Annotated in this window: 20 protein-coding genes; 10 read left to right on the top strand and 10 right to left on the bottom strand. The window is 60.8% G+C overall.

The window, feature by feature from the left end:
- Positions 1-17: 17 nt before the first annotated feature.
- Entirely contained in the window at positions 18-596 is a 579-nt protein-coding gene (locus ACP8KU_RS07615) for a hypothetical protein (protein ID WP_126318652.1), read from the top strand.
- Positions 597-696: 100 nt separating this feature from the next.
- Positions 697-1,020, top strand: coding sequence for a putative quinol monooxygenase (locus ACP8KU_RS07610; protein ID WP_005279956.1), 324 nt, complete (start codon positions 697-699; stop codon positions 1,018-1,020).
- Positions 1,021-1,291: 271 nt separating this feature from the next.
- Here the strand turns inward: ACP8KU_RS07610 and ACP8KU_RS07605 are convergent, their stop codons facing one another.
- Together ACP8KU_RS07605 and ACP8KU_RS07600 are read right to left on the bottom strand one after the other, a co-directional pair.
- Complete coding sequence (locus ACP8KU_RS07605; RefSeq protein WP_484483551.1) at positions 1,292-4,447, bottom strand: acyltransferase family protein; 3,156 nt, start codon at positions 4,445-4,447, stop codon at positions 1,292-1,294.
- A gap of 139 nt (positions 4,448-4,586) precedes the next feature.
- The gene (locus ACP8KU_RS07600) at positions 4,587-5,384 is read right to left on the bottom strand and encodes a Cof-type HAD-IIB family hydrolase (RefSeq protein ID WP_023028559.1); all 798 of its coding nucleotides are present in this window, start codon (positions 5,382-5,384) and stop codon (positions 4,587-4,589) included.
- A gap of 68 nt (positions 5,385-5,452) precedes the next feature.
- Between ACP8KU_RS07600 and ACP8KU_RS07595 the strand changes: the two genes are divergently transcribed.
- A complete protein-coding gene (locus tag ACP8KU_RS07595) occupies positions 5,453-6,487 on the top strand; it encodes a 3-hydroxyisobutyryl-CoA hydrolase (RefSeq protein WP_023028560.1) in 1,035 nt (344 codons plus the stop codon).
- Here the strand turns inward: ACP8KU_RS07595 and ACP8KU_RS07590 are convergent.
- Genes ACP8KU_RS07590 through ACP8KU_RS07580 form a run of 3 tightly spaced genes read right to left on the bottom strand, consistent with a single transcriptional unit; the run spans position 6,477 to position 10,654 of the window.
- On the bottom strand, positions 6,477-7,658 hold the full coding sequence (locus ACP8KU_RS07590) for a DUF6882 domain-containing protein (RefSeq protein ID WP_126318661.1): 1,182 nt from the start codon (positions 7,656-7,658) through the stop codon (positions 6,477-6,479). The two genes, ACP8KU_RS07595 and ACP8KU_RS07590, sit on opposite strands and share 11 nt — an antisense overlap.
- Before the next feature lie 25 nt (positions 7,659-7,683).
- Entirely contained in the window at positions 7,684-8,283 is a 600-nt protein-coding gene (locus tag ACP8KU_RS07585; RefSeq protein ID WP_126318662.1) for a TetR/AcrR family transcriptional regulator, read from the bottom strand.
- A complete protein-coding gene (locus ACP8KU_RS07580; protein WP_484483550.1) occupies positions 8,276-10,654 on the bottom strand; it encodes an MMPL family transporter in 2,379 nt (792 codons plus the stop codon). Before ACP8KU_RS07580 ends, ACP8KU_RS07585 begins: the two co-directional genes overlap by 8 nt.
- 184 nt (positions 10,655-10,838) lie before the next feature.
- Here ACP8KU_RS07580 and ACP8KU_RS07575 point away from each other — a divergent pair, with 184 nt between their 5' ends.
- Positions 10,839-11,492, top strand: coding sequence for a hypothetical protein (locus ACP8KU_RS07575; protein WP_005279966.1), 654 nt, complete (start codon positions 10,839-10,841; stop codon positions 11,490-11,492).
- Positions 11,493-11,499: 7 nt separating this feature from the next.
- On the opposite strand, the gene ACP8KU_RS07570 is transcribed toward ACP8KU_RS07575, so the two are convergent.
- Together ACP8KU_RS07570 and ACP8KU_RS07565 are read right to left on the bottom strand one after the other, a co-directional pair.
- Complete coding sequence (locus ACP8KU_RS07570; RefSeq protein ID WP_005279967.1) at positions 11,500-12,039, bottom strand: gamma carbonic anhydrase family protein; 540 nt, start codon at positions 12,037-12,039, stop codon at positions 11,500-11,502.
- Positions 12,039-12,443 carry a hypothetical protein gene (locus ACP8KU_RS07565; RefSeq protein WP_035108604.1) on the bottom strand — a complete coding sequence of 135 codons (405 nt, stop codon included), beginning with the start codon at positions 12,441-12,443 and terminating at the stop codon, positions 12,039-12,041. The genes ACP8KU_RS07570 and ACP8KU_RS07565 overlap by 1 nt, the downstream gene beginning before the upstream one ends.
- Positions 12,444-12,517: 74 nt before the next feature.
- On the opposite strand from ACP8KU_RS07565, the gene ACP8KU_RS07560 reads away from it, so the two are divergent.
- From ACP8KU_RS07560 to ACP8KU_RS07550, 3 genes are all read left to right on the top strand, one after another.
- Positions 12,518-13,387: a patatin-like phospholipase family protein gene (locus tag ACP8KU_RS07560; protein WP_023030883.1), complete on the top strand. Its 870-nt coding sequence runs from the start codon at positions 12,518-12,520 to the stop codon at positions 13,385-13,387.
- Positions 13,388-13,540: 153 nt separating this feature from the next.
- A complete protein-coding gene (locus ACP8KU_RS07555; RefSeq protein WP_484483549.1) occupies positions 13,541-14,395 on the top strand; it encodes an aspartate-alanine antiporter-like transporter in 855 nt (284 codons plus the stop codon).
- On the top strand, positions 14,347-15,105 hold the full coding sequence (locus ACP8KU_RS07550; RefSeq protein ID WP_484483548.1) for an aspartate-alanine antiporter-like transporter: 759 nt from the start codon (positions 14,347-14,349) through the stop codon (positions 15,103-15,105). The genes ACP8KU_RS07555 and ACP8KU_RS07550 overlap by 49 nt, the downstream gene beginning before the upstream one ends.
- Positions 15,106-15,203: 98 nt before the next feature.
- On the opposite strand, the gene ACP8KU_RS07545 is transcribed toward ACP8KU_RS07550, so the two are convergent.
- Both ACP8KU_RS07545 and ACP8KU_RS07540 read right to left on the bottom strand, forming a co-directional pair.
- Entirely contained in the window at positions 15,204-16,838 is a 1,635-nt protein-coding gene (locus ACP8KU_RS07545) for a peptide chain release factor 3 (protein ID WP_484483547.1), read from the bottom strand.
- Between the two features lie 24 nt (positions 16,839-16,862).
- Positions 16,863-17,699 (bottom strand): SDR family NAD(P)-dependent oxidoreductase, encoded by an 837-nt coding sequence (locus ACP8KU_RS07540; protein WP_484483546.1) that lies wholly within the window; start codon positions 17,697-17,699, stop codon positions 16,863-16,865.
- Positions 17,700-17,817: 118 nt separating this feature from the next.
- On the opposite strand from ACP8KU_RS07540, the gene ACP8KU_RS07535 reads away from it, so the two are divergent.
- Positions 17,818-19,170, top strand: coding sequence for a TrkH family potassium uptake protein (locus tag ACP8KU_RS07535; protein ID WP_484483545.1), 1,353 nt, complete (start codon positions 17,818-17,820; stop codon positions 19,168-19,170).
- A complete protein-coding gene (locus ACP8KU_RS07530) occupies positions 19,163-19,855 on the top strand; it encodes a potassium channel family protein (RefSeq protein WP_484483544.1) in 693 nt (230 codons plus the stop codon). The genes ACP8KU_RS07535 and ACP8KU_RS07530 overlap by 8 nt, the downstream gene beginning before the upstream one ends.
- Here the strand turns inward: ACP8KU_RS07530 and pth are convergent.
- Positions 19,852-20,499 (bottom strand): aminoacyl-tRNA hydrolase, encoded by a 648-nt coding sequence (pth, locus tag ACP8KU_RS07525; RefSeq protein WP_484483543.1) that lies wholly within the window; start codon positions 20,497-20,499, stop codon positions 19,852-19,854. The two genes, ACP8KU_RS07530 and pth, sit on opposite strands and share 4 nt — an antisense overlap.
- A gap of 35 nt (positions 20,500-20,534) precedes the next feature.
- Between pth and ACP8KU_RS07520 the strand changes: the two genes are divergently transcribed.
- On the top strand, positions 20,535-21,530 hold the full coding sequence (locus tag ACP8KU_RS07520; RefSeq protein WP_484483542.1) for a nitronate monooxygenase: 996 nt from the start codon (positions 20,535-20,537) through the stop codon (positions 21,528-21,530).
- Positions 21,531-21,583 lie beyond the last annotated feature (53 nt).

The following is a 21,583-nucleotide window of genomic DNA, read 5'->3' as shown; positions in this document are numbered from 1 at the left end:
ATGACAAGCTGAAAAACATGAAGCCGATTCGAAGCGCCACCGCAGCAGTCCTGACCACCGTACTCGCCCTGTCCGGTACCACGGCAGCGGCTTCTGCGGAGCTCACCGCGGCCCCGCAGGTACAGCAGGTGTCCACCCTTGCTGAAAAGTACAACGTTACTTTGCCCAGCTTCCTCCAAGCTGCACCCGATGCCGAGCCGGAGGTGGCCGCGGAAGAAGCGGCCACGGCTGAAGCCGCCCCTGAGGCACAGGCGCCCGAGGCTCCACAGGTTGCCGCTGACTTGCAGGCGGCCACCGCGGACCACTTGGCTCAGGCCGGTCACCACCCAGATGAGAACGCTGCCGCCATCGCGCAGGAATGGGCAAACCAGGGCGCAAACGGTGAGCTAACGTACTACGGCGACGTGGCAAACGGCGTTACCCACACCGAGGAAGGCCAGGGCAACGTCTACCGTCTGTCCGAAGAACAAGCCCAAGAGCGCCTCAACTGGTTCAACCGAGGCCTCGAGGTAACCCCCGGACCTGAGTACGGTTATGGCGTCGCCACCGCCTTTGACGGCGAGTTCATCTACATCGCGGAGTACTTCCTTAACTAGTTCTTAGCTTTCGCGGAACCTGCCCCCGATTCTTCCGAGACCCGCGTGCATGGCAGAGCAGCCATGACGTAGTGGACATATCATTGGTAGAATCGGGGGCATGATTTTGATTAACGTACAGTTCCACGTAAAGCCTGAATACGCCGATACCTTCCTTGATGAGATCAACTGGTACACCGAGGCTTGCAACGCCGAGCCCGGCTGCATCGACTTCAAGTGGTACCGCGATCCGGAAGACTCTCAGCGCTTCCTGCTGCTCGAGTCCTACGCTGATGGCAAGGACGTAGAGCACGTTCAGGGCGAGCACTTCAAGCGCGCCTGCGACGAATTCCCCAAGTACCTCGTAGAGACCCCAGACATCATCAATGTCCACATCGATGGCCGCACCGGTTGGGACAAGATGGGCGAGTTCGCCGTCGACTAATCTCGCCGCTTAATACGAAAGACCGCACTCATGTGAACCATGAGTGCGGTCTTTATTTTTGCGACTACTTCGAGCCGGGATCTACAGCCCCGCGCTTTGCGAACCCGCCCTTCGCGCTCACAGGGAGCGGGGTACCCGCTCGTGAGAACGGAACCCGTGAGCGCGAAGGGCGGGCTGGAGCTGAGGCCGGGTTTGGCGCCGGGGCCGAGGTGAGGAGCCGGGGCAGCAGGCTAGCCGAGTTGGGGTTAGCTGCCTGCCCTCGTGGACTTCACTAAGCCTGGCATTGCGAAGAGACGCTCTTGTCGTATTTGGAGTACTGCTTCAGGGCGTTATAGAAGGCATCGGAGTAGCCGCTGGCGCCTTCGGGAAGCGGGTGCACGCCATCGGAGTAGAGCATCTCCGGATTGTTTTTGGCATAGCCACACCAGTCCGCGATATAGGCGTTGTCGTACTCCTTGGCGGCGTCAATGACGTCCTTCTGGGACTGCGCCATCCACTCGCGGTCGCCATAGGGAACCACCATGACCACGGTGTGATCCTCGCCGATGATATCCATGGCCTGGCTGATTTGGTTCGGCTGGGCGGCGCCGTTGGTACCAAAGCCCAAGAAGACGGTATCGCGCAGCGTGCCGGCGTTCTTCATCTGTTGGAGGATTTGGATACCTGACGCGTAGTGGCGGGATTCTTCGGCATCGATATAAATGCCGGGGAAGCGTTGGCTTAAGGCATCGCTGGCCGCCAGCATTACCGAGTCACCGATTGCGGTGATATTCGTGCCCTGTGGCATCGGACGGGTCTTAGTATCGTCCTCTTTCTTTGCGTCGTCTTCCTTATCTTCGGCAGGCGGCGTGGAGGGTGCGGCCGCCTCTGGCGGGACAGGATTATTATTCTGGTTTTGCTGCTGGAGCTGGTCGAGCTGCTGCTCCAATTCCGTCTTATCGTTGGAGTTGACCACGCCGTAGACAACGCCAACCAAAGAAGCGACAACCAACAACGGGACCACTGGCCACATGGCCTTGCCAAAGCCGTCCTTGAGCTCGCTGAAGCTTGGGCGCGCAGCCCAGTAGTTCTTCCATGTCTTCTTGTACCCGCCGCGGCGGAATGGGTTCTCGATGAACTGATAAGAAATCTCCGAAAGGATCAGGGAGATGGGGACGGCGACAAGGCCCAGAATCCACGTATTCTCAGAATTCTGATTGCCGTGGAACAGTGCCTCCAAAATCATGATGACCGGCCAGTGCCACAGGTACAGCGAGAAGGAACGCTGACCGAACCAGCGCATGACCTTCGTCCTAAACAGCGGCGTCATTGGGCCGTACTCGTGGATGACGCCCCACACCATGAGGGCACCAAGGATGCTGGTGAGGAAAAGGCCGCCGCGGTAGGTAAATTCGGCATCGTCAGGCATGAGAAATAGCTGCGCGACATAGCCGATAAGCGCCAAGAAGCCGATGATGCCGGCGGCGCGGGTTTCGACCTTGCCGGAGGTGGCCCAGGAATCCGCGTTGGGATCGGACTTCGTAGAGGTCATCAACAAGGAGAGGACCGCGCCGGTCAACAAGCCGAATGCGTGGGTATCCGTGCCGTAGTAGACGCGGGTGGGGTCTTCGCCTGGGGTGAAGATGAACCACATGGCCGCAAAGGATGCCAAGCCCAACACGCTGGCGACCACGACCGGAAGGCGGCGCGGCTGGCGCGACGAGGCGCGGAAAATAACTAGGATGAGCAGCGGCCAGATGAGGTAGAACTGCTCTTCAACCGCGAGCGACCAGTAGTGGGCAAAGACCTGTACTTCGTTATCGGCAAAATAGGACTGCGAAGTAGCAATCTGCGTCCAGTTATTGACAAAGAACAGGGTGCCGAAGAATTGCTGGCGCAGGCCGACGGCCAAATCGCCGCCAATCCACGCGACGATTGCGGTACAGAAAACGAGTACGGCGACGGCGGCGGGCAAGATGCGCCTAAAGCGGCGCACCCAAAAGTCCTTCAGGCTAATCGTTCCGGACGTGCGGTACTCGCGCACGAGGAGCGAGGTAATAAGGAAGCCGGAGAGGACGAAGAACATGTCCACGCCCAGGTAACCGCCGGGTAGGGCATCACCGAAGAAGTGGTATAAGACCACGGCAATAACGGCGAGGCCGCGCAGGCCGTCAAGGCCCTTGACTTGGCGCAGCCGCGCGTGCCGCTTCTTGCGCACGTTTTTATCCTCTGGCGGGACTGCGAGTACTTCGGAGTCGTTCTGCTGGTTCTGCAAGGGATATTTCGATTTATTGGCGTCTTGTGTCTCGTGCGGAGAAGACTGCTGGCCAGCCTGAACGGCCGCGGTCTGGTGCTCCCGTGCGGTCTGTTCGGCAGGAATGCGCTGTGGTTGAGAAGCCCCCATTGCGGCGGCCTTTTCTCCAGCAGGAATCCCTGATTCTTGCTCTTGCGCAGAGGCAGGCTTGCGCTGCTCTGCTTGCGGACGCCCGGATCCGGATGCCTGCTGCTCCGGTTGGTGCGGTGCAGACTTACGCTGTTCTGGCGGGCGCTGTTCCTGCTGACGCTGCTCTTGCTGGCGCTGCTCCTGCTCGCGCTGAACAGGTTGTTGCTGCCCAGATGTGTGCTGCTCTGGCTTACGCTGCTCCGGCTTGCGCGGCTCTGTCTTACGCTGCTCGGCTTTGCCTTGCTCAGGTTTGCGCTGTTCAGGCTTGCGCTGCTCTGGCCTTTGGGCAGGCCACGACTGCTGGGCGGGAAATTCCGTGGTTCCCTGCGCGGAGTTCTTCGCATCGTCGGAAGGCTTCGCGGTGCCGGTGCCGGTGGACCGATTGGCGTCGGAAGGCCGAGGAGTGCCAGCGGAGTTATTGGAGCGGGAAGAATTTTTGGAACCGGCGGGAGTAGAAGTTCGGGAAGCGCCAGAGGTCCCGGACGCGCGGGAAGTGCCGGAGGGGCTGGCGGGAAATTCCTTCGTTTCGGCGGCTGGTTGCTGCGGTTTCTGTGGTTTCTTGGGCGTGGCCGGTTTTACCTGCTGGTGTGGCTTTGCTCCGGTTTTCTTCTGGGCAGAATTATTCTGCTTGTCTTGGGCAGAGCGTTTGGCCGCAGCGGATTTGGGGGTCTGTGCGCCCTGGTTTCGAGAAGGCTTCTTGTCTTGAGGCGTGGGGTTACCCACCTGGCGGGATTGGCGAGCGAACCCACGGGTGGGATCCGTGGGCTGTGCGTGCGAGGATTTAGTGCCATCCTGTGCATTCGAGGTGGGCGGCTGGTGTTCCGTGCGCGCCTCGTGATTATTGCGGGCATGTGGATCCGGCCCGGTAGGGATACCGGAATTAGGCGTGGAAGCCCCAGTGGAGGAATCACCTGTAGGCCCATCTGATTGCCGCGTCGTGGGCGGCGTGGCCTCATTACGCTCGGAATCTTTCTTCCCCAGCAGCGAGCGCAGAAAACGATTCACGTGAACTCCCATTGCACTACGAAAATGTACTAGTCGGCCAATTTTAGACCGCGAGAAGCGCCATTACCCAAAGTAGAGAGCACGGCGTGGCGCGGGAAATTGGCAATGTTTTGGCGGATAGATGGTGAAAAAAGAAAGTCTAATCCTGTTGGCTGTCAAAAAGCTGATTCAGCACTGTCAGCACCCCATACTCGGTATTGGGCGGGGCGATGGTATCGGCAATCGCCTTGAGCTTAGGATGCGCATTGTCCATGGCAATGGCGGTTCCGGCGGCTTGGAGGAGTTCGAAATCGTTGAGGAAGTCTCCAAAAGCCGCGGTGCGGGATTGGGGGATATCCAGCAGCGACGCCATGGTTTCTAGCGCCACGCCCTTATTTACCCCGGCCGCCATGACATCGAGCCACACTGCCCCAGATACCGCGATATTGTGCTCAGGCACGGCCTCGCGCAGCGGATCGTGGAGGTGCCTTTCGCTGCCATCGGCGCAGAAGGCGGCGATTTTGATGATCTCCTCATCGAGCAGATCATGGAGATCATCTACCCAGCTGATGGATTTATAGTACTTGGAGATCTCGGTGGAGGCTTGGCTGTCGATGCCCCTTTCCACAAACGCCGTAGCTGGCGTACACAGCACCACGGTGTGGGGTTGGGACACCGCGTCGAGCGCCGCTACCGCAGCGCGGACGGCCGATGACGGCAGGGGAGTGGTGCTCAGCAGCTCGTTATTGTGCACGACCACGGAGCCATTTTCTGCAATAAAGGTCTCCTCATGAGGAAACATCTGTTGCAGGGTGGCGAGCTGGCGCCCAGATGCCGGAACGAGGGTGACGCCAAGCTCGGTTGCGCGCTGGCTGGTCGCCGCGAATCCTGGCGGCAAGTCGCCGTTTCCATCGAGCAGGGTGCCGTCCATGTCTAGGGCGATAAGCTGTGGAAGCAAAATTAAGACCTATCTGTGAAGTCGCAAACGGTAGCTAGGTACATGAGTTGTGTGTCACAATAGAGGATATGACTAATGATGCACCTATCGTGTCCTCAATCCGCAACCATACCGGAGTCATTGAGCTCAACCGCCCAAAGGCTCTCAACTCTCTCAGCCCAGAAATGATCGATCTCATCGCCGCTGCCTTGGATAAGTGGCGGGGTGATGACGAGGTAGAGCAGGTCCTTTTGACCTCTACCAATCCCAAGGCCTATTGCGCGGGTGGCGATGTCCGCATGGCTCGCGATGGCATCGTCGACGGCAAGTACGACGAGGTCGATGACTTCTTCGCCTCGGAGTACACCCTCAACGGGGATATCGCGGAATACCCTAAGCCGGTCATCGCGCTGGTGGATGGCATCGCTATGGGTGGCGGCCTTGGTGTCTCCGCGCACGGCTCGCACTGCGTGGTCACGGACAAGACCTTCGCCTCCATGCCGGAGATGAATATTGGCTATGTCACGGATGTGGGCATGGCCTATGCCTCCCAAAACGCGGTGGGCACGCGCGGTAAGGCCTCGCCAGAGCTCGCAAAGTTCTGGGGTATTACCGGCTACCGCATGTACGCCGCAGACCTCGTGTGGAGCGGGCTGGCCACTGACTACGTAAAAGACGGCGATGCGTTTGCCAGCGACGTCATTGATAAGGGCATTGATGCCGCGCTGGAACAGCACTCCGTGCAGCCAGAAGATGAGGCCCCGCTTGCAGAGCTCATCGAGGGGATCGAGGCCAGCTTCCGCCACGATTCCTGGCAGGACATCACCGCGGCCGCTAAGGAATACCCGGAGCTGAAGGAGCTGGTGGATAAGCTCACCGCGCAGGCCTGCCCGACCTCCATCGTGGCCGCGCTGGAGCTCTACCGGGCAGAGGCGCAGTGCTCGAGCATTCGCGATGCCCTCGAGCTGGAAAAGAAACTGGGCGCTTATATGTATCGCCGCGATGACTTTTCCGATGGCGTGCGCGCGGTATTGGTAGATAAATCCAATGACGCGGCCTTTAACCCCGCAAGCGTCGCGGAGGTGGATGTAGACGCCATCCGCGGCGTATTAGCTAAAGGTTAATCCCGCGGAAGGAGGCGTAGGCCGATCGGGCCTGCGCCTCATTGATCTCTCGGGGCGGGGTCACTGCGAGCGTTGCCTCCGTGGCCGCTGACGTGGGCTGCGGCAGATGCAGCGCCTCGGAATCGAGGAGGGCGAGGCCGACGCGGCCATCGGCAAGCGTGGTGCCCACCAGCGTCCACATGCCCAGGATGGGCAGGGCCAGCTGCGGTACCTGCCGGGCGCGCGCGTAGTCCAAGGGTAGCGCGGGCCGGATTAGCGCCGGTACCTGGTGATCGATGCCGAAGCGGTACAGGTTCGCGGCAGCCTGCGCGGCTGCGGTGTCCTTGACCGCGGGATCGGCCCAAGACCACAAGAATTGATCCTCCGAAATGGTGGCGATGAGCACCGCCGTGGCCTCGTCCCTCCCGCCAGAGTGGCGGATCTCCGCCGTGGCACCGTCCAGATCGAGGTGCACCGTGGCCTCCGGGAAATTGCCCTGGAAATACAGCTGGTGCTCCATGCCGTAATAGAAAGCATCCTCGATAATGCGGGTATCCTTCATGCCCGGCTCGATTGCCGTGATCTGCGGCGCACCCAGTGCTCTAGAAAAATGCAGCGTCGTTCCATCGGAATAATGCTCGGCAGACTCCGCAGGGGAGCCCGCGCCAGTCTCTGCGAGCGTAATGCCCAAGTGGTGGGCGAGTTCGTGCACCGCGCGCTGCTCATCAATGTCCGGCGCGCTGCGGCGAAGCCCCGCGGCAATGCTGGTGGGAAAATCGAGCCGCGGATGAAAATCCACGGCGATGATCGCCTCATGATCGCCTTGCCGCGCCCGCAGCACCGGGGCATTGCCGGCCAGGAGGCGGGCGAGGGGGATAAACTTCGCCGGATCATCCCCGCCCTGCGGCAGATCGGTTTCCGCTTGCATCGCCCACCGCCAGGTGGGCGAGGCGGCGCGATCGATGACGGCGATGCGCGTGCCCCGGAAGTCTTTGACGCTGGAGGACGAGCTGCAGCGGATTTCCACGGGCTGATTGTGGCTAAGGCGCCCCTCGGCATCCGTCGAGGGGGTGAGGAAATTAAATTCCACGTCGGTGGTATCACCCAGGCGGGCCCGGAAGGCGGCGTCAAGGCCCGCCTGAATAAAGCAGGCATCGCGGGTGGCCTGGGCAAGCGAATTTGAAGTATCCATAATTACCTACGAGGATACTGAAACCTCATACGAGGCCGCGCAGGGTGGCAAAGGCGTGGTGGACCAGCTCATCGCGTTCCCGTTTGCTGGGCGCCTTGCCCATTTCGCAGCGCCTTTTCAGCTCTTGCTGGCAGGCATTGCCGGTGCTGCCGCACGCGTTCAAAATGATGGTGAGCTCGAAGGTCGAATATTCGGGGTAGCGCTCTTGAAAAGCAGCGATGATCCTGTGGGTGACGCTATCGAATTTCTTCTTTTCCTCGGCGGTGTGGCTGAGGTTTTCCATCGCTTCGCCGATTTTGAACAGGCTGTGCAGCGAGCGCAGCTCCATGTATTCGTTGTCGAGGGCATCAATGAGCGTTAATTCCAAGACCGAAGAGATGGGCTCGCCGGGAAATGCGGTGGGAATATCTTCTGCGAATGCCTCGAGGACATCCGCGGTGTAGTGCAAGAGGGAATCCGCCACCGAAGAAAAATAATTGTGGAATGTGCGCGGGGAGACCCCGACGGCGCTGGTGATACCTGAGACCGTGACTGCCTCAGCGCCGCCGTCCAAGGCGAGGCGGGCCGCGGCATCAGACATGGCCTGGCGCGTTGCTCGCTTCTTGGATTCGCGCAAACTAGTCACGATGAACCTTTCCTACCTTGTCGTGTTGAAAGCCTAGGAGCGCCTCGCGCTCCTTGTGCAGGGCTTCGCCCTCGATATCCATATTAGGCACGATCTTATTCAACCACTTGGGAAACCACCACGCCTTGTCTCCTAGGAGGAACATGGTGGCGGGGATGACCATCATGCGGATAACGAAGGCATCGATAAGCACGCCCATAGCCAGGGCAAAGCCCATGGTCTTGATGAATGGCTCGTCCATCAAGATGAAGGCTGCGAAGACCGAAATCATGATGAGTGCTGCTGCCGTGACCACGCGCGCGCCGTGCTTAAAGCCATTCGAGGTCGCGTTGGCAGCGGTCTTGCCGCTGACGTAGCCCTCGCGCATGCGGGTGACCAAGAAGACCTGATAGTCCATGGCCAGGCCAAAGGTCAGGCCGATGAGCATGATGGGCAGGAAGGATAGCAGCGGCTGCGGGTCGTTGACGAGGCCGAACATGCCCTCTTGCCAGATGCCGACGGTAATACCGAAGGTGGCGGCCACGGACAGCCCGTAGCCTGCGGCGGCGATGAGCGGGACCCAGATGGAGCGGAAGACCAGCATCAACACGATGAAGGCAAGGCCCAAGACGATGGCCACATAGGGAACAAGCACGCTATTGAGCCGCTCAGAAACATCGTCGAAGATCGGGGTGATGCCGGTAATGCCGTAGGAGCCGCCGTCCTTAGAAAACTCGCCCCGGTACTCGCGCAGGCGTTCCAAGGTCTCGGTGGTTTTCTCATCGGTCGCACCTGTCGTCGGCGTGATCATGATCTGGGCGGCATCGCCATTGTCCGTGGTTTGGATGATTTGGGCGTTGTCTACGCCTTCGGTGTCATTGAACTTGTGGAGCAGATCCTGGAAGACCGGCATGCGGTCTTGCTCGGAGACGTCTTCCACATTGACAAAGGCGATCATCGGGGCATTGCGGCCTGGACCAAAGGCCTCCTCGGACATCTCGTAGGCCTCGCGCTGCGGGGTGCCGGGTTTGGCGGAGCCATCGGTAGGCATGGCTAGGCGCATATTCGCAAACGGGATGGCCAGGATGGCAAGCACGATGACGCCCACGCCGAGGTGCAGCCACGGGTGGGCGCGCACGCGGCGGACCCAGCGCAGGCCCATGGTTGGCTTCTCGTCTTCGGGGTCTGGGACCTTGGGGCCGGGCACGCGCCCGGCGAAGATCTTGGTGCCCAGCAGGCCCAGCACGGCGGGGATAAAGGTATTGGCCACAAGCACGGCGATGACCACGGTTCCGGCGGCGGCGATAGCCATGGTGGACAGGAACGGAATGCCGATAATGGTCAGGGCCGCCAGCGCGATGACCACGGTGGTACCGGCAAAGACAACGGAGCCGCCGGCGGTGCCCAGCGCCATGCCCATGGCGTGGGCGCGGGTGCCCTTATCCATCTTCTTCAGTTCCTTGGCCAGTTCCTTGGGCGTCAGGTTATTTAGGCCCGAGGAAGTGATGAGCTCATTGCGGAAGCGGTTGACAATGAAGAGGGCATAGTCGATGCCCACGGCCAGGCCGATCATGGAGGCCAGCGTCGGGGTCATATCGGAGACGGTATCGGTAAAGATGGTGGCCAGCTGCACGCCGAGGATACCAATGCCCACGCCGATGACGGCGGAAATTAGCGGCATGCCGGCAGCTACGAAAGAGCCGAAGGTCACCAGCAGCACGATGGCGGCAACCACCATTCCGATGAGTTCAGCGCTGCCATTCATGCCGGCATCGGCCATCGCAAAGGCATTGCCCTGGTACTTAACGGAAAGGCCTTCGCCGTCATGCTTGTGCAGGACATCCGTGACCGCAGCCATATCGTCATCATTGATGTCCATGACATCAGCGGCATCGAAGGCGATGGTGACGGAGCCGGTGGTCTTGTCCTCGCTGAGCGGAGAAAGTTGCTGCAGGTTCTTCGCAATCTGCTCTTCGGGCATGCCCTGTGCCCGCATCTGCTCGCCCATCTGCTTTTCCATGCCGGCGGCGGCGAGGACCGGGCTGACCAACTCATCCTCGTTCTTTAGCGCACCGGTGTCTTTGAGGTCTTGGAGCAGCTTGTCGATGCCCCCGGCAACAGCGTCATCGCTTAGCTCCTTGCCCGCAGGGGCTTGGATGACCACGGTGCCCTCCGGGGCGCTCATGGCATCGGTATCTTGATCGAAGTGCTCCATCATCTCTTCTTGAGTGGTGGTGGAGTCCATCTCCGGCATGGCGAAGTTGGGGTTCGGGGTTTTGGCAAAGCCGGCGGTGAGGCCAACCATCGCCACTAAGACGATGAGCCAGAAGGCGAGGAAGGGCCATACCGTGCGGTAGGACCAGCTTCCCAGCCGGTAGAGGAATTTGGACATGGGCGAGCTCCTTTATGAGTGAGAGAGGTGGGCGCTGCTTCTAAAATCGTGCATAGTCTATGCAATCCTGCACATGTGGTGCAAAATAAGGTGCAGGTGGGCATAGTAGCTCTTTAATGTGACCTATAACCCACGCGCGGCCAGAAAGCACAGGGCGGCGGGAAGGATAGGTAGACTATCGCGCATGATTCACGCGGTAAGTTTCGCCCTCTTGGATTCGGTCAATGCCTTGCTCATTGGCATCCTTGTAGCCATCGGCATCATGCTCCCGCGCGGGAAGTACCGCTGGATCGCAGGCCTGGTCATCCTGGGCGACTGGCTGGGCGTTCTCGCCGCTGCGGCCGTGGTGATGTTCGTCCTTTTGGGCGTGCGCGAACAGATCGCGGCCATCTTGGAGTCACCGATTGCCGGCGGCATCCTCATTATCGTCGGCATCGCACTGGCCTTTGGCGCCTGGCACTCCCAAGGCAAACCCAATGCCTTGATCGGGCGCATGCTGCAGCCGCTGCGCACGCCTTCCATCACCACCGTGCTGATCGGCTTCGTGATGGGCGTGGTCCAATCGCTGACCTCCGTGCCGTTTTATTTCGGCCTCATGTTCTTGGCCACCCAGGATCTATCGCTCGCCGCCCAATACGGCGGCCTCTTGTGGTACGCCACCCTGGCGCTGTCCCTGCCGGTGATCTGCGGGCTTTTCATCGCCGTGGTGCGCGCCCACCCAGACTCAGCTGCGGGGCGAGTCTTTGCGGCGGCGCGCGAAAACAGCACGCGGGTCACGCTCATCGGCGGCTATATCGTCGCCGTCTTCCTCATCATCATGGGTGTCGTGAACCTATAGGGATGCGCTAGTCAAAGTAGACATCATCAAGTGCGAGCTCAGCGGCAGACTGCTGCTGAGCAAGGTCCACATAACGCGCGGCGTGTGGGATAAACGCCGCGGACTGCTCGGCGAAAAGCTCGCGGCGCACGGTGGCTGGGACGCCGGCGGCCAAAGAGCGCGCCGGGATTTCCGCGCCCTCGCGCACCAGCGCGCCGGCGGCGATGAGCGAACCGGGCCCGATGGTGGAGCGAGATAGCAGGGTAGCGGACATGCCCACTAGGCTGCCGGCACCCACGTGGGTGCCGTGGAGCATGGCCATGTGGCCTACCGTGACATCGTCTTCAAGGATGCACGGTGCCTCCCGTTCCACGTGGATAACGCTATTGTCCTGAATATTGCACCGGCGGCCAATGCGGATGGGGCCAACATCGCCGCGCAGCACGCATCCATAAAAGACGGAAGAATCCGGGCCGATTTCCACATCACCAATGATGGTGGCATTCGGCGCGATCCACGCGCTGCGGTGGATGCGCGGGCGTTTTCCTTGGAAGGGGTAGATAGGCATTATTCCACCACCACCGCGAGGCTGGGGGATAGCTCGTACTCGCTGGAAGTGGGGGCATCGGCAAGCGGAGTACCCGCAAGCTCTGCCTGGGAAAGCGCGCTCGCCAGTGAGGGCGTGATGGGGATAATCCAGCCGTGCTTGGGATCTTTGACCGGCAGCACATCCTTCTTTACGGCGGGGAAATGCGCCGTGGTGGTGGGGGAGATGAGGGTTGCGGACTCGCGCGAGGCGGCGCGCTCAGCAAGGGCCCGGGCGCCCTGCTGGCCGGTGATAATGATGATGAGCTGGCCGGCGGTCCTAATATCCAGCCGGTCCACCTGCATGGTGGTCGCCGCGGAATCGGGCCGCGCCAACTGCGGCGCCCCATTCCCGGTGAGCTTGGCAAGAGCATCCAATAATCCCATAGCGTTCAAGTCTAGCCGCGCAGTCAGGTAGCGGGTTGACCGCCGTAACATCGCCGCGCGTACTATGGGAGACCATGATTGATGCCAGCAACACCGCCCTAGTGATCGAAGGCGGCGGAATGCGCAATTCCTATACCGCCGCCTGCATAGTCAAACTCATCCAAGAAAACGTCACCTTTGGATGGGTGGGCGGGGTATCTGCTGGCGCCTCCCACACGGTCAATTACCTCTCGCACGATGCCAAGCGCGCGGAAGAATCCTTCACGGATTTTGTCAATAACCCCAGCTTCGGTGGCGTGGGCTCGCTGGTGCGCGGCAATGGCTATTTCAATGCGGAATATATTTATGAGCGCTCCGCGGATAAGGATATGCCCTTTGACTGGGATGCCTACCGCCAGCACCCAGCGGATATGGTGCTTGCCGCCGCGCGGGCCGATACCGGCGAATCCGTGTATTGGACCCGCGATGATGTGACAGAACCGGAAGATCTGTATGTGCGGGTGCGCGCCTCGTCCACGCTGCCGCTGCTTATGCCCATCCGCATCATCGATGGCTCGCCCTATGTGGACGGTGCCCTGGGCTCATCCGGCGGCATTACCATCGAGCAGGCAGAGGAGGCCGGCTACGAGAAATTCCTTTTCATCGGCTCCAAGCCGCGCGGGTATGTCCGCCCTGAGGTGGCGCGCCCGGCGATCACCCGCCGCATCTTCCGCAAGTACCCCGCTATTGCCGATGCCCTCATTGGCCGCCCGCCCATCTATAACGCGGCCAAGGACCGGCTCCTCGAGCTAGAGCGCCAGGGCAAGGCGCAGCTGTTTTTCCCAGAAGATATGCAGGTGGCCTCCACCGAGCGCAACGTGGATAAGCTGCGGGCGAATTACCAGGCTGGCAAGGCGCAAACCCATGCTGAGTGGCCAAAGTGGAAAGAATTCCTGCTGGACTAGCTCACCTCTGCACGGCGGTGTGAGATCGCCCTCCTGGTTCTTGGCGGCATCAGGAGGGATAATCGCGTGCGCTGCACTAATGGCGGTATTCGGTGCACGGTGCCAAGCATTTTCAGCTAGCTAAATCGCGCCAAGCTCCTAAGATTGCACAGCGTGTTAGCGATTTTTGATGGCAATATTTGGCTGAGCATTTTCTTCATGATCGTGCTCGGCACGCTATTTGGCATGATTCCCTTTGGCCCGCTGCGCTTCGGCGCGGCGGGTACCCTTTTTGTCGGCTTAGCCTTCGGATCCTTTATTGATCTAGATGACAATATCCTCAGTTCCTTGCAGGAGCTGGGCTTGGGACTCTTTATCTATATGCAAGGCCTGTCTGCCGGCGAGGCCTTCTTCAAGGGCTTTTCCACCCAGCTAAAACACATGCTGCTCGCCACTGTGGCGGTAATAGCCGCGGCGGCCGCGGCGCTGGGCATCGGCAGCCTCATGGGGTTATCGCCGCTGACGGTGACCGGCGTATTCTCCGGTGCAACGACGTCCACGGCGTCGCTTGCCGTGGCCCAGCAGCAATCCGGCGAGGAGCTGCCCGCCGTGGGATACTCCTTGGCCTATCCGGTCGGCGTGGCCGTGGCCATCCTCCTTGTGGCATTCGTCCTGCGGCATAGCTGGCCAGCGCAGAAGGACCAAGACCACTCGGCGGAAAAGATTTTCCGCTCGCGGACGATTAAGGTCACCCGCGATATCTCCTACGCCGAGCTGCGCGAGAAATTCGCGGATCATTTCATCATCGCTACCATCCGCCGCGGCCGTGACATCGACGTGCCGGGCGATAACCCGGAATTGCACCGCGGCGATGTCCTGCGCGTGCTGGTGACCAAGGCAAAAGCCAAAGAGCTTACCAGTGCCCTGGGAAAGCGCCAGCCCCAAACCCCGTTCGTGGATAAGCCCTGGTCAATGAGACCGTGGCCATTTCCAATGAGGACATTGAGGGCCGCAAGGTCAAGGAATTAAACCTCTTTTCGCGCTATGGCGCGCGGATCGTGCGGGTGCGCCGCGGCGATGAGGAATTTCTTGCCACCAATGAAACCCACCTCGAATCCGGCGATGATCTAGAGATCGTGGTCAAGCAAGACCGTCTGGGCGATGTCCGCGATTACTTTGGCGATTCCGTGACCGCGTATTCGCAGCTTAACTGGGTTGCACTCGGCGGTGGACTGACCATCGGCTACCTCATTTCCCTCATCGTCGTTCCGCTGCCAGGTGGTGCGTCCTTCGAATTGGGGTTTGCATTGGGCCCATTGATTACCGGTCTGGTCCTCGGCGCCCTGCACCGCACCAGCCGCATTCCGTGGCAGATTCCGTCTCCTATCAATACGGCATTCCAGCAGTGGGGGCTTGCCATCTTCCTGGCCTCGGTAGGACTGTCTTCCGGCGAGGCCTTTGTGTCCACCGCCTTTTCCTGGATGGGCCTGAAATCCATGGTGCTGGCTGCGATTATTGCCGTTATCATCATCGGGATTTTCGCGGTGGCCAGCCGCTTTATGGGGCAATCCGAAACCCGTACCTCCGGCGGTATTTCCGGCCTCTTTGGCCAGCCCGCGGTGGTCAATTACGCCACGGGTACCAGCTCAGATTCGCGCATCCTCACCGGCTATACCTCCACCATCGTGGTGGCGCAGTTCATGAAGATCGTGGTCATCCCGGTCATGCTGCTGTTTTAAAAACGCCTGACGGAGGCGTTGGGGGAGAAAATTCCAGGGGATGCGCGGGCGCGGGATTAACCCGCGTGATCTGGCAACGACGACGCTGCCACGGGGGACTAATCCGCGACCAAGGTCTCCATGGTCAGCTCGGGGTGTTCTTTTTCAATGAAGGCGAGCTTCCACTTATCGCCAAATAGGGCGATGAGCTCGCCGTCTTGGCGGGTAAAGATCTCCACGCCGCGTTGACGGCCCAGCTCTGGGGCTGATTCGGCATCGGTACGCCGCGCCACGGAGTAGGGGATGGGCTCGGTGACGGTTTCGACGTTGTACTCGAATTCCATGCGGGCCTGCATGACCTCGAACTGCATGGGGCCGACCGCCGCCATGACCGGGGAGGCATCGCCGCGGGCATCGTTGCGCAGGATTTGCACCACGCCTTCGGCAGAGAGCTGTTCCAAGCCCTTGCGGAAGGCCTTGTATTTGCCCAGTGATTTCGCGCGCAGGATGCGGAAGGCCTCAGGGGCGAATTGGGGCATGGGCTTGAATTGCACCTTTTTACCGGAGTAGATGGTGTCACCGGGCGCTAGTGCGCCCGCGTTGACCAGGCCGACGATATCGCCCGGGTAGGCGGTATCCACGGTATCGCGGGTGCGGCCAAAGACCGTGAGGGCATACTTGGTGGAAAAGGTGCGCCCGGATTGGGCGTGGTTGACCTGCATGCCGCGCTCAAATTCACCGGAGACCACGCGCATAAACGCCAGGTTATCGCGGTGTTTTTGGTCCATGCCTGCCTGCACCTTGAAGACGACGCCGGAAAAGTCATCGGCCACCTCACGCACCTCATCGATGGCGCTGGTGGCCGCTTCCACGGCCTTGGGATCGGATTCGCGGGAGTGCGGGGCTGGGGCGATGGCGCACAAGGTATCCAGGATCTGGTGGACACCGAAGTTCAACATGGCCGAGGCGAAGATGAGTGGGGAGGTCACGCACTGTTCAAAGAGCTCTTGATCGTGCAGTGCGCCATCGGCGGCAAGCAACTCGGCTTCTTCCACCGCGGTTTCCCACACATCCTCTTCTTTTTCTTCCGCGCCTGCGGGATCGTAGTGCTCCTCCGGTGCGATGGTGGAACCACCGGCGGTGCGGATGAAGTGGATGTAATTATCGGCCTCGCCGTCATCATTGATGTGAGCTAGGCCGCGGAAATCGCCCGCGATGCCCACCGGCCAGTAGAGAGGGGTGGGCTGCAGCTGGATTTCGTTCACAATCTCATCGACGAGCTCGAGTGGCTCGCGGCCCACGCGGTCCCACTTGTTGATCACCGTGACGATGGGCAGGCCGCGCGCCTTACAGACGCGGAAGAGCTTGAGGGTCTGCGGCTCGAGGCCCTTGGCGGCATCGATAAGCATCACTGCGGCATCCACGGCGGTAAGCACGCGGTAGGTATCCTCCGAAAAGTCCGCGTGACCTGGGGTATCGACCAGGTTGATCATATAAGGCTCGCCCTCGTGTCCCTCCGGGGCGTATTCAAACTGCAGCGCAGACGAAGCCACGGAGATACCGCGGTTTTTCTCCATGTCCATCCAGTCAGACACGGTGGACTTGCGGTTGCCCTTGCCGTGGACTGCGCCGGCCTCATTAATCACGTGCGCATGCAGCGCCAGCGCCTCCGTCAGCGTGGACTTACCGGCATCCGGGTGGGCGATAACGGCGAACGTGCGGCGGCGCGAGGCCTCAAAAGCGACAGAACTCATGCGCCATAGTCTAATGCTTGAGCGCTACCACTCCACATTGAGGCGGCGGCCCAGATCCTCAAAGACGCGGTGGGCCACGGAGGTATTCTTCGCAATCGGGCGCTGCACGCCCAGCGTGCGCCTATTATTGTAATACTCCCCGGACTGGAAATGGATGCCTTCGGTACCGGTAAGGAAGTAGGCCAAGTTCTCGCCGCCGGCCTCTGCGGTGCCAAAGGCCTTGCCGATGACCCCGGAGTACAACTTGCCCGTAAGCCCCGTGGAGGACTTGCCAAATTCGGTGGCTAAAACGCCCGGGTGAAAGGACACCGCGTTGATGCCGTGGGCATCGATAAAGCGGGCGAGCAAGATATCCGCCAGCTTGGCATTGCCGTAGGCGCGCTCTGGGCTGAAATGCTCCAGTGTATTGGGATCTGCCGGATCGAAATTCGACATCACCATATTGGCCAACGACGCCGTGTTGACCACGGTGGCGTTACTCTCGCGCAGCTTGTCTTGTAGCAGGGACGTCAACAGGAACGGCGCGACCACGTTGACCTGCCACGTGCACTCGAATCCATCGGCGGTCATGGTGGGTCCATCGAAAATACCGCCGGCATTATTGCCCAAGGCATCGATGCGCTCTAGCTGCTGCAGGTCATCGGCCAGCTGGCGGACCTGAGCCAGTGACTCGAAATCGGCGAGGAAATACTTACCTCCCACCTCCTTGGCGATGGCCTCGGTCTTGTCCGGATTGCGGCCGATGATGACGAGGTTATCCTGCGGGCGGGTGCGGTGAATCTGCCGGGCGGCCGCGGCACCAATGCCTGACGATGCCCCGGTAATCACGATGGTCCTAGCTGCGGAGTACGGCGAAGTCATGGGCCCGATTCTAGCCATGGTCGCGACATCCGTCCGCGATATCCTTCCGTGATATTTATCCGCGTCGTCCCCGCCTAGCAGTTCCGCTTGGGGCTGGACAGGTCTATACTTCCGGCTTGTGAAGCGCCTGCTTTTTCTGCGGCAGTGGGGACCGGCGCGGCTAACCGCCACCGGGTTTCTACTGCTCATCCTGATAGGAACGGTTCTGCTCTTACTGCCGTTCGCCGAGGCCGGAGATTCCCGCGCCTCGTTTTTATCCGCGCTTTTTACCGCGACCTCTGCGGTCTCACTGACCGGCTTGGTCGTGGTCGATACCGGCAGCTTCTGGAGCCCGGCCGGGCAAGTTGTCATCTTGGCCCTTATCCAATTGGGCGGTTTGGGCATTATGTCGCTGGCCTCGCTATCTGGCCTGCTCTTGACCGGCCGGATTAGCTTTAAGGCGCGCAAGACCGGCGCCTATGAAAACCGGCCCATCCTCGCCGGTGGCATTCGCCGCACCCTGATTTTCACCTTCGCCTTTACCGCGGTGGTAGAAAGCATTATCGCCGCGGCGGTCACCGCGCGGCTTATGGTGGGCTACGGGCATTCCTTCCCGCGGGCGTTATGGGAGGGCATCTTCCACGCCATTTCGGCCTTTAATAACGCTGGGTTTAGCACCAATAGCGATAACCTCGTGCCCTTTGTCGGCGATGCCTGGATCCTCTTGCCGCTGGCCGGAGCGGTCATCGGTGGTGGGCTGGGTTTTCCAGTCTGGGCGGAATTGGTGCGCCACGTGCGTCGCGGGTCAGAGGCGACGCGTCGCATCTCAATTACCGCGCGGATGACGCTGGCGGCCACCGGCGTGCTCATTGCGGCAGGCACGATATTTTTTGCCTTGACGGAGTGGAATGGCGTGCTGGCGCCGATGACGTGGGGCGAGAAGCTCCTCAACTCGTTCTTTGCCAGCGTCTCCCCGCGCACGGCCGGATTTAATACCTTCGACTACGGTGAGGTTCACCCGGTAACGCTCATGGGCACCGATACCTTGATGTTTATCGGCGGCGGCTCGGCCGGTACCGCTGGCGGCATCAAGGTCACCACCGCGTGCGTGCTATTGGCCGCCATGGCGGCGGAGTTTTTGGGCAAGGAAAAGACCTCCATCTACCACCGCAGCCTTCCCCACAGTGTTACCCGGCAGGCGCTAGCATTGAGCTTTGCCGGCGTGCTGGTGGTGACCCTCGGCGTGGCGGCGCTGCGCTTTTTCGACCCGCAATTTAGCGGCGATCAGATTTCCTTCGAGGTCATGTCCGCCTTTGCCACCGTGGGCCTATCCACCGGGATTACCGCCAGTTTGTCCGCGCCCTCACAAATCGTGCTGTGCTTCATCATGTACCTGGGCCGCGTTGGCCCAACCACCCTGGTAGCAGCGTTGGCGGCCAAGAACCTCGGCCGCCGCTACAGCTACCCCGAAGAAAGGCCCTTCATTGGCTAGCATTTTCAAGGCGTTGGGCCACTCCCGCGCCACCCTCGACATTGCCCCTGTTGTCGTCATTGGCTTGGGGCGGTTTGGTTGCTCCCTGGCTAGCGAGCTGATGGGCCATGGGGTAGAGGTCCTTGGAATCGATTCCGATGAAAAGATCGTGCGCGAACGAGCACCACACTTAACCGAGGCTATTTCCGCGGATACCACCGATCCGGCGGCGCTCCGCCAACTAGGCATCGACGAGGTGGAGCGAGTTATCGTGGGCATCGGCTCGCACCTGGAGGCGTCCATCCTCACCGTCTCCAACCTGGTGGAGCTGGGGGTCAAGGATATTTGGGCTAAGGCCAATTCGGAGGCCCACGAGCGCATCCTGCGCCAGATTGGTGCCCACCACGTCATCCGCCCGGAGCGCGATACCGGCCGCCGCGTGGCCTACCTCTTGGGCGGGCGCTTCCGCGACTTTGCTGAGATCGCCCCGTATTACGGAGTGACGCAGATGGCCGCGCCCTCTTCGGTTACAGGGCGTCCGCTCGATCTGGGCGAGGTTTGGCGCACCCACCACGTGCAATTGGTCTCAGTCTGCCAGGTGGAGGGTGCTTGGGCCCCGCTTGCCGATGCCACCCAGCTCGCCCCCACCGACTTCATCGTCGCCGCCGGCAGCCCGCAGGCGCTGGAGAAATTTTCCCAGTCCTAGCGCGAGTGAATGCGGTTTTGGGCTTGTACGAGCCCTTGCGTTGCGATGAGTTGGGCGGCTTCGGCGGCGGTGGCGATGGCGGTATCGAAGCCGGGGCCGGCATCGACAGGTGCTAAAACATAATTCGGAATCGACGAGCCCTTGGGCGGGCGCGCAATGCCAATGCGCACGCGCACATAATCCCGCGTGCCCAGGTTGTGCGTGAGCGATTTCAGCCCGTTGTGCCCATTTTCATTGCCACCTTGCTTTAGCCGAATCTTATTGGCAGGCAGGTCTAGCTCATCGTGAATGACGATGATGTGGTCTGCCGCAACACCCAAAGCCCGCGCCAGCGGGGCAATCGGATCGCCAGAGAGATTCATAAACGTTATCGTGCGCACCGCCAGTACGCGGGTATCGCCCCAGCGCAGCGGGGCTACCTCGAGGTCCATCCCGCGCACCGGCTCGAGCACGTCGCCGCCTTGGGCAAGCACATCGTCCACGGCCATATATCCCACGTTATGGCGCGTGGCGGCGTACTTCGCGCCGGGATTTCCCAGGCCAATGATGAGCCAGTCTGCCTCCAACTCGGCCGGATCCAGCCCCTGCTGCACTGGCGAGGGACCGCAGAAAATCCGGGCAATAAAATCTGTCAAAGCTGCCACGAATGCGCCTTTCTAGCTTGGTACAGTAGTTTCCTATGAGTCAGGTTATTCAATCTTTGCGACGAACCGTAATACCAGCGCCCATGGCGGGCGGGCCTACCACCGTGGATCTGGTGCGCGCCGCGCATCAGGCCGGTTCCTTTGGCACCCTGGGACTCGGGTCTGCCAGCGTGGACTCTGCCCGCAGCCAGATTGATGCCTGCGCCGGCATCCCCTTTGGGGTGAACCTGTTTTGCCCGCAGGATCCGTTAACACCCGAGCAGTTGGCCGCCGCCGCGGAATTGGCTGCGGCCGAAGGTGCCACGCTGCCGGATCCCGATTATTCCTTCGGCTTCCATGACAAGCTCGAGCTGGCGCTCCAGGGCGGCGCGCGCGTCGTGTGGTCTATGTTCGGCACCTTTGACTCTGAGCAGCTTGCCCGCATCCACGCCGCGGGCGCCGAGGCCTGGACCACCGTCACCACGCCCGATGAGGCCCGCACCGCCGCCACGCTGGGAGTGGACGCGCTGTGCGTACAAGGGCCCGCTGCCGGCGGGCACCGCGGCACGTGGGACCGCACCGCGCTTCCCGATGATCGGCCCCTGCCAGATCTCATCGCCGCCGTCCATGAAGCCGTTCACGCGGTCGCACCGAACATCCCGCTGATTGTCGCAGGTGGGCTGCGTACGGCAAGAGACGTGACCCAGGTATTAAGCCTGCCCGGCGTGGCCGCCGCATCGTGCGGCTCTGCCTTTTTGCTGACTAAAGAAGCCGGAACCAGTGACTACAACCGCAAGCTTCTCCAACGCGGCGGGGCCACCGTATCCACCCGCGCTTTTTCGGGGCGGCATGCACGCGGTTTAGAGACCGACTACACCCGCGCCCACCCCGATTTACCCCCGATATATCCCATGCTTAATTCCGTGCTCAAGGAACGCCGAGCGCAGCATGATGATGCCGTAGCCTACTGCCTCGTAGGTGAGCCGGCCGCCAAAATCTGCGGGGGTAGTGTCGCAGACATTCTGGACTCCCTATGCCAAAACAAACACTGATACACGCTAAAATTTGGGGCGAAGATTTCTAGCCACCCCCGAAATAGAAATGG

Source organism: Corynebacterium sp. LaCa_282 (assembly GCF_057198125.1).
The sequence above is the reverse complement of the archived record's forward strand: the minus strand, read 5'-3'. Positions and strand labels throughout refer to the sequence as shown.

Coding starts and splice junctions, on each gene's coding strand:
- ACP8KU_RS07615 (WP_126318652.1), top strand. CDS start 18: ATGAAGCCGATTCGAAGCGCCACCGCAGCAGTCCTGACCACCGTACTC.
- ACP8KU_RS07610 (WP_005279956.1), top strand. CDS start 697: ATGATTTTGATTAACGTACAGTTCCACGTAAAGCCTGAATACGCCGAT.
- ACP8KU_RS07595 (WP_023028560.1), top strand. CDS start 5,453: ATGACTAATGATGCACCTATCGTGTCCTCAATCCGCAACCATACCGGA.
- ACP8KU_RS07590 (WP_126318661.1), bottom strand. CDS start 7,658: ATGGATACTTCAAATTCGCTTGCCCAGGCCACCCGCGATGCCTGCTTT.
- ACP8KU_RS07580 (WP_484483550.1), bottom strand. CDS start 10,654: ATGTCCAAATTCCTCTACCGGCTGGGAAGCTGGTCCTACCGCACGGTA.
- ACP8KU_RS07575 (WP_005279966.1), top strand. CDS start 10,839: ATGATTCACGCGGTAAGTTTCGCCCTCTTGGATTCGGTCAATGCCTTG.
- ACP8KU_RS07570 (WP_005279967.1), bottom strand. CDS start 12,039: ATGCCTATCTACCCCTTCCAAGGAAAACGCCCGCGCATCCACCGCAGC.
- ACP8KU_RS07565 (WP_035108604.1), bottom strand. CDS start 12,443: ATGGGATTATTGGATGCTCTTGCCAAGCTCACCGGGAATGGGGCGCCG.
- ACP8KU_RS07560 (WP_023030883.1), top strand. CDS start 12,518: ATGATTGATGCCAGCAACACCGCCCTAGTGATCGAAGGCGGCGGAATG.
- ACP8KU_RS07545 (WP_484483547.1), bottom strand. CDS start 16,838: ATGAGTTCTGTCGCTTTTGAGGCCTCGCGCCGCCGCACGTTCGCCGTT.
- ACP8KU_RS07540 (WP_484483546.1), bottom strand. CDS start 17,699: ATGACTTCGCCGTACTCCGCAGCTAGGACCATCGTGATTACCGGGGCA.
- ACP8KU_RS07520 (WP_484483542.1), top strand. CDS start 20,535: ATGAGTCAGGTTATTCAATCTTTGCGACGAACCGTAATACCAGCGCCC.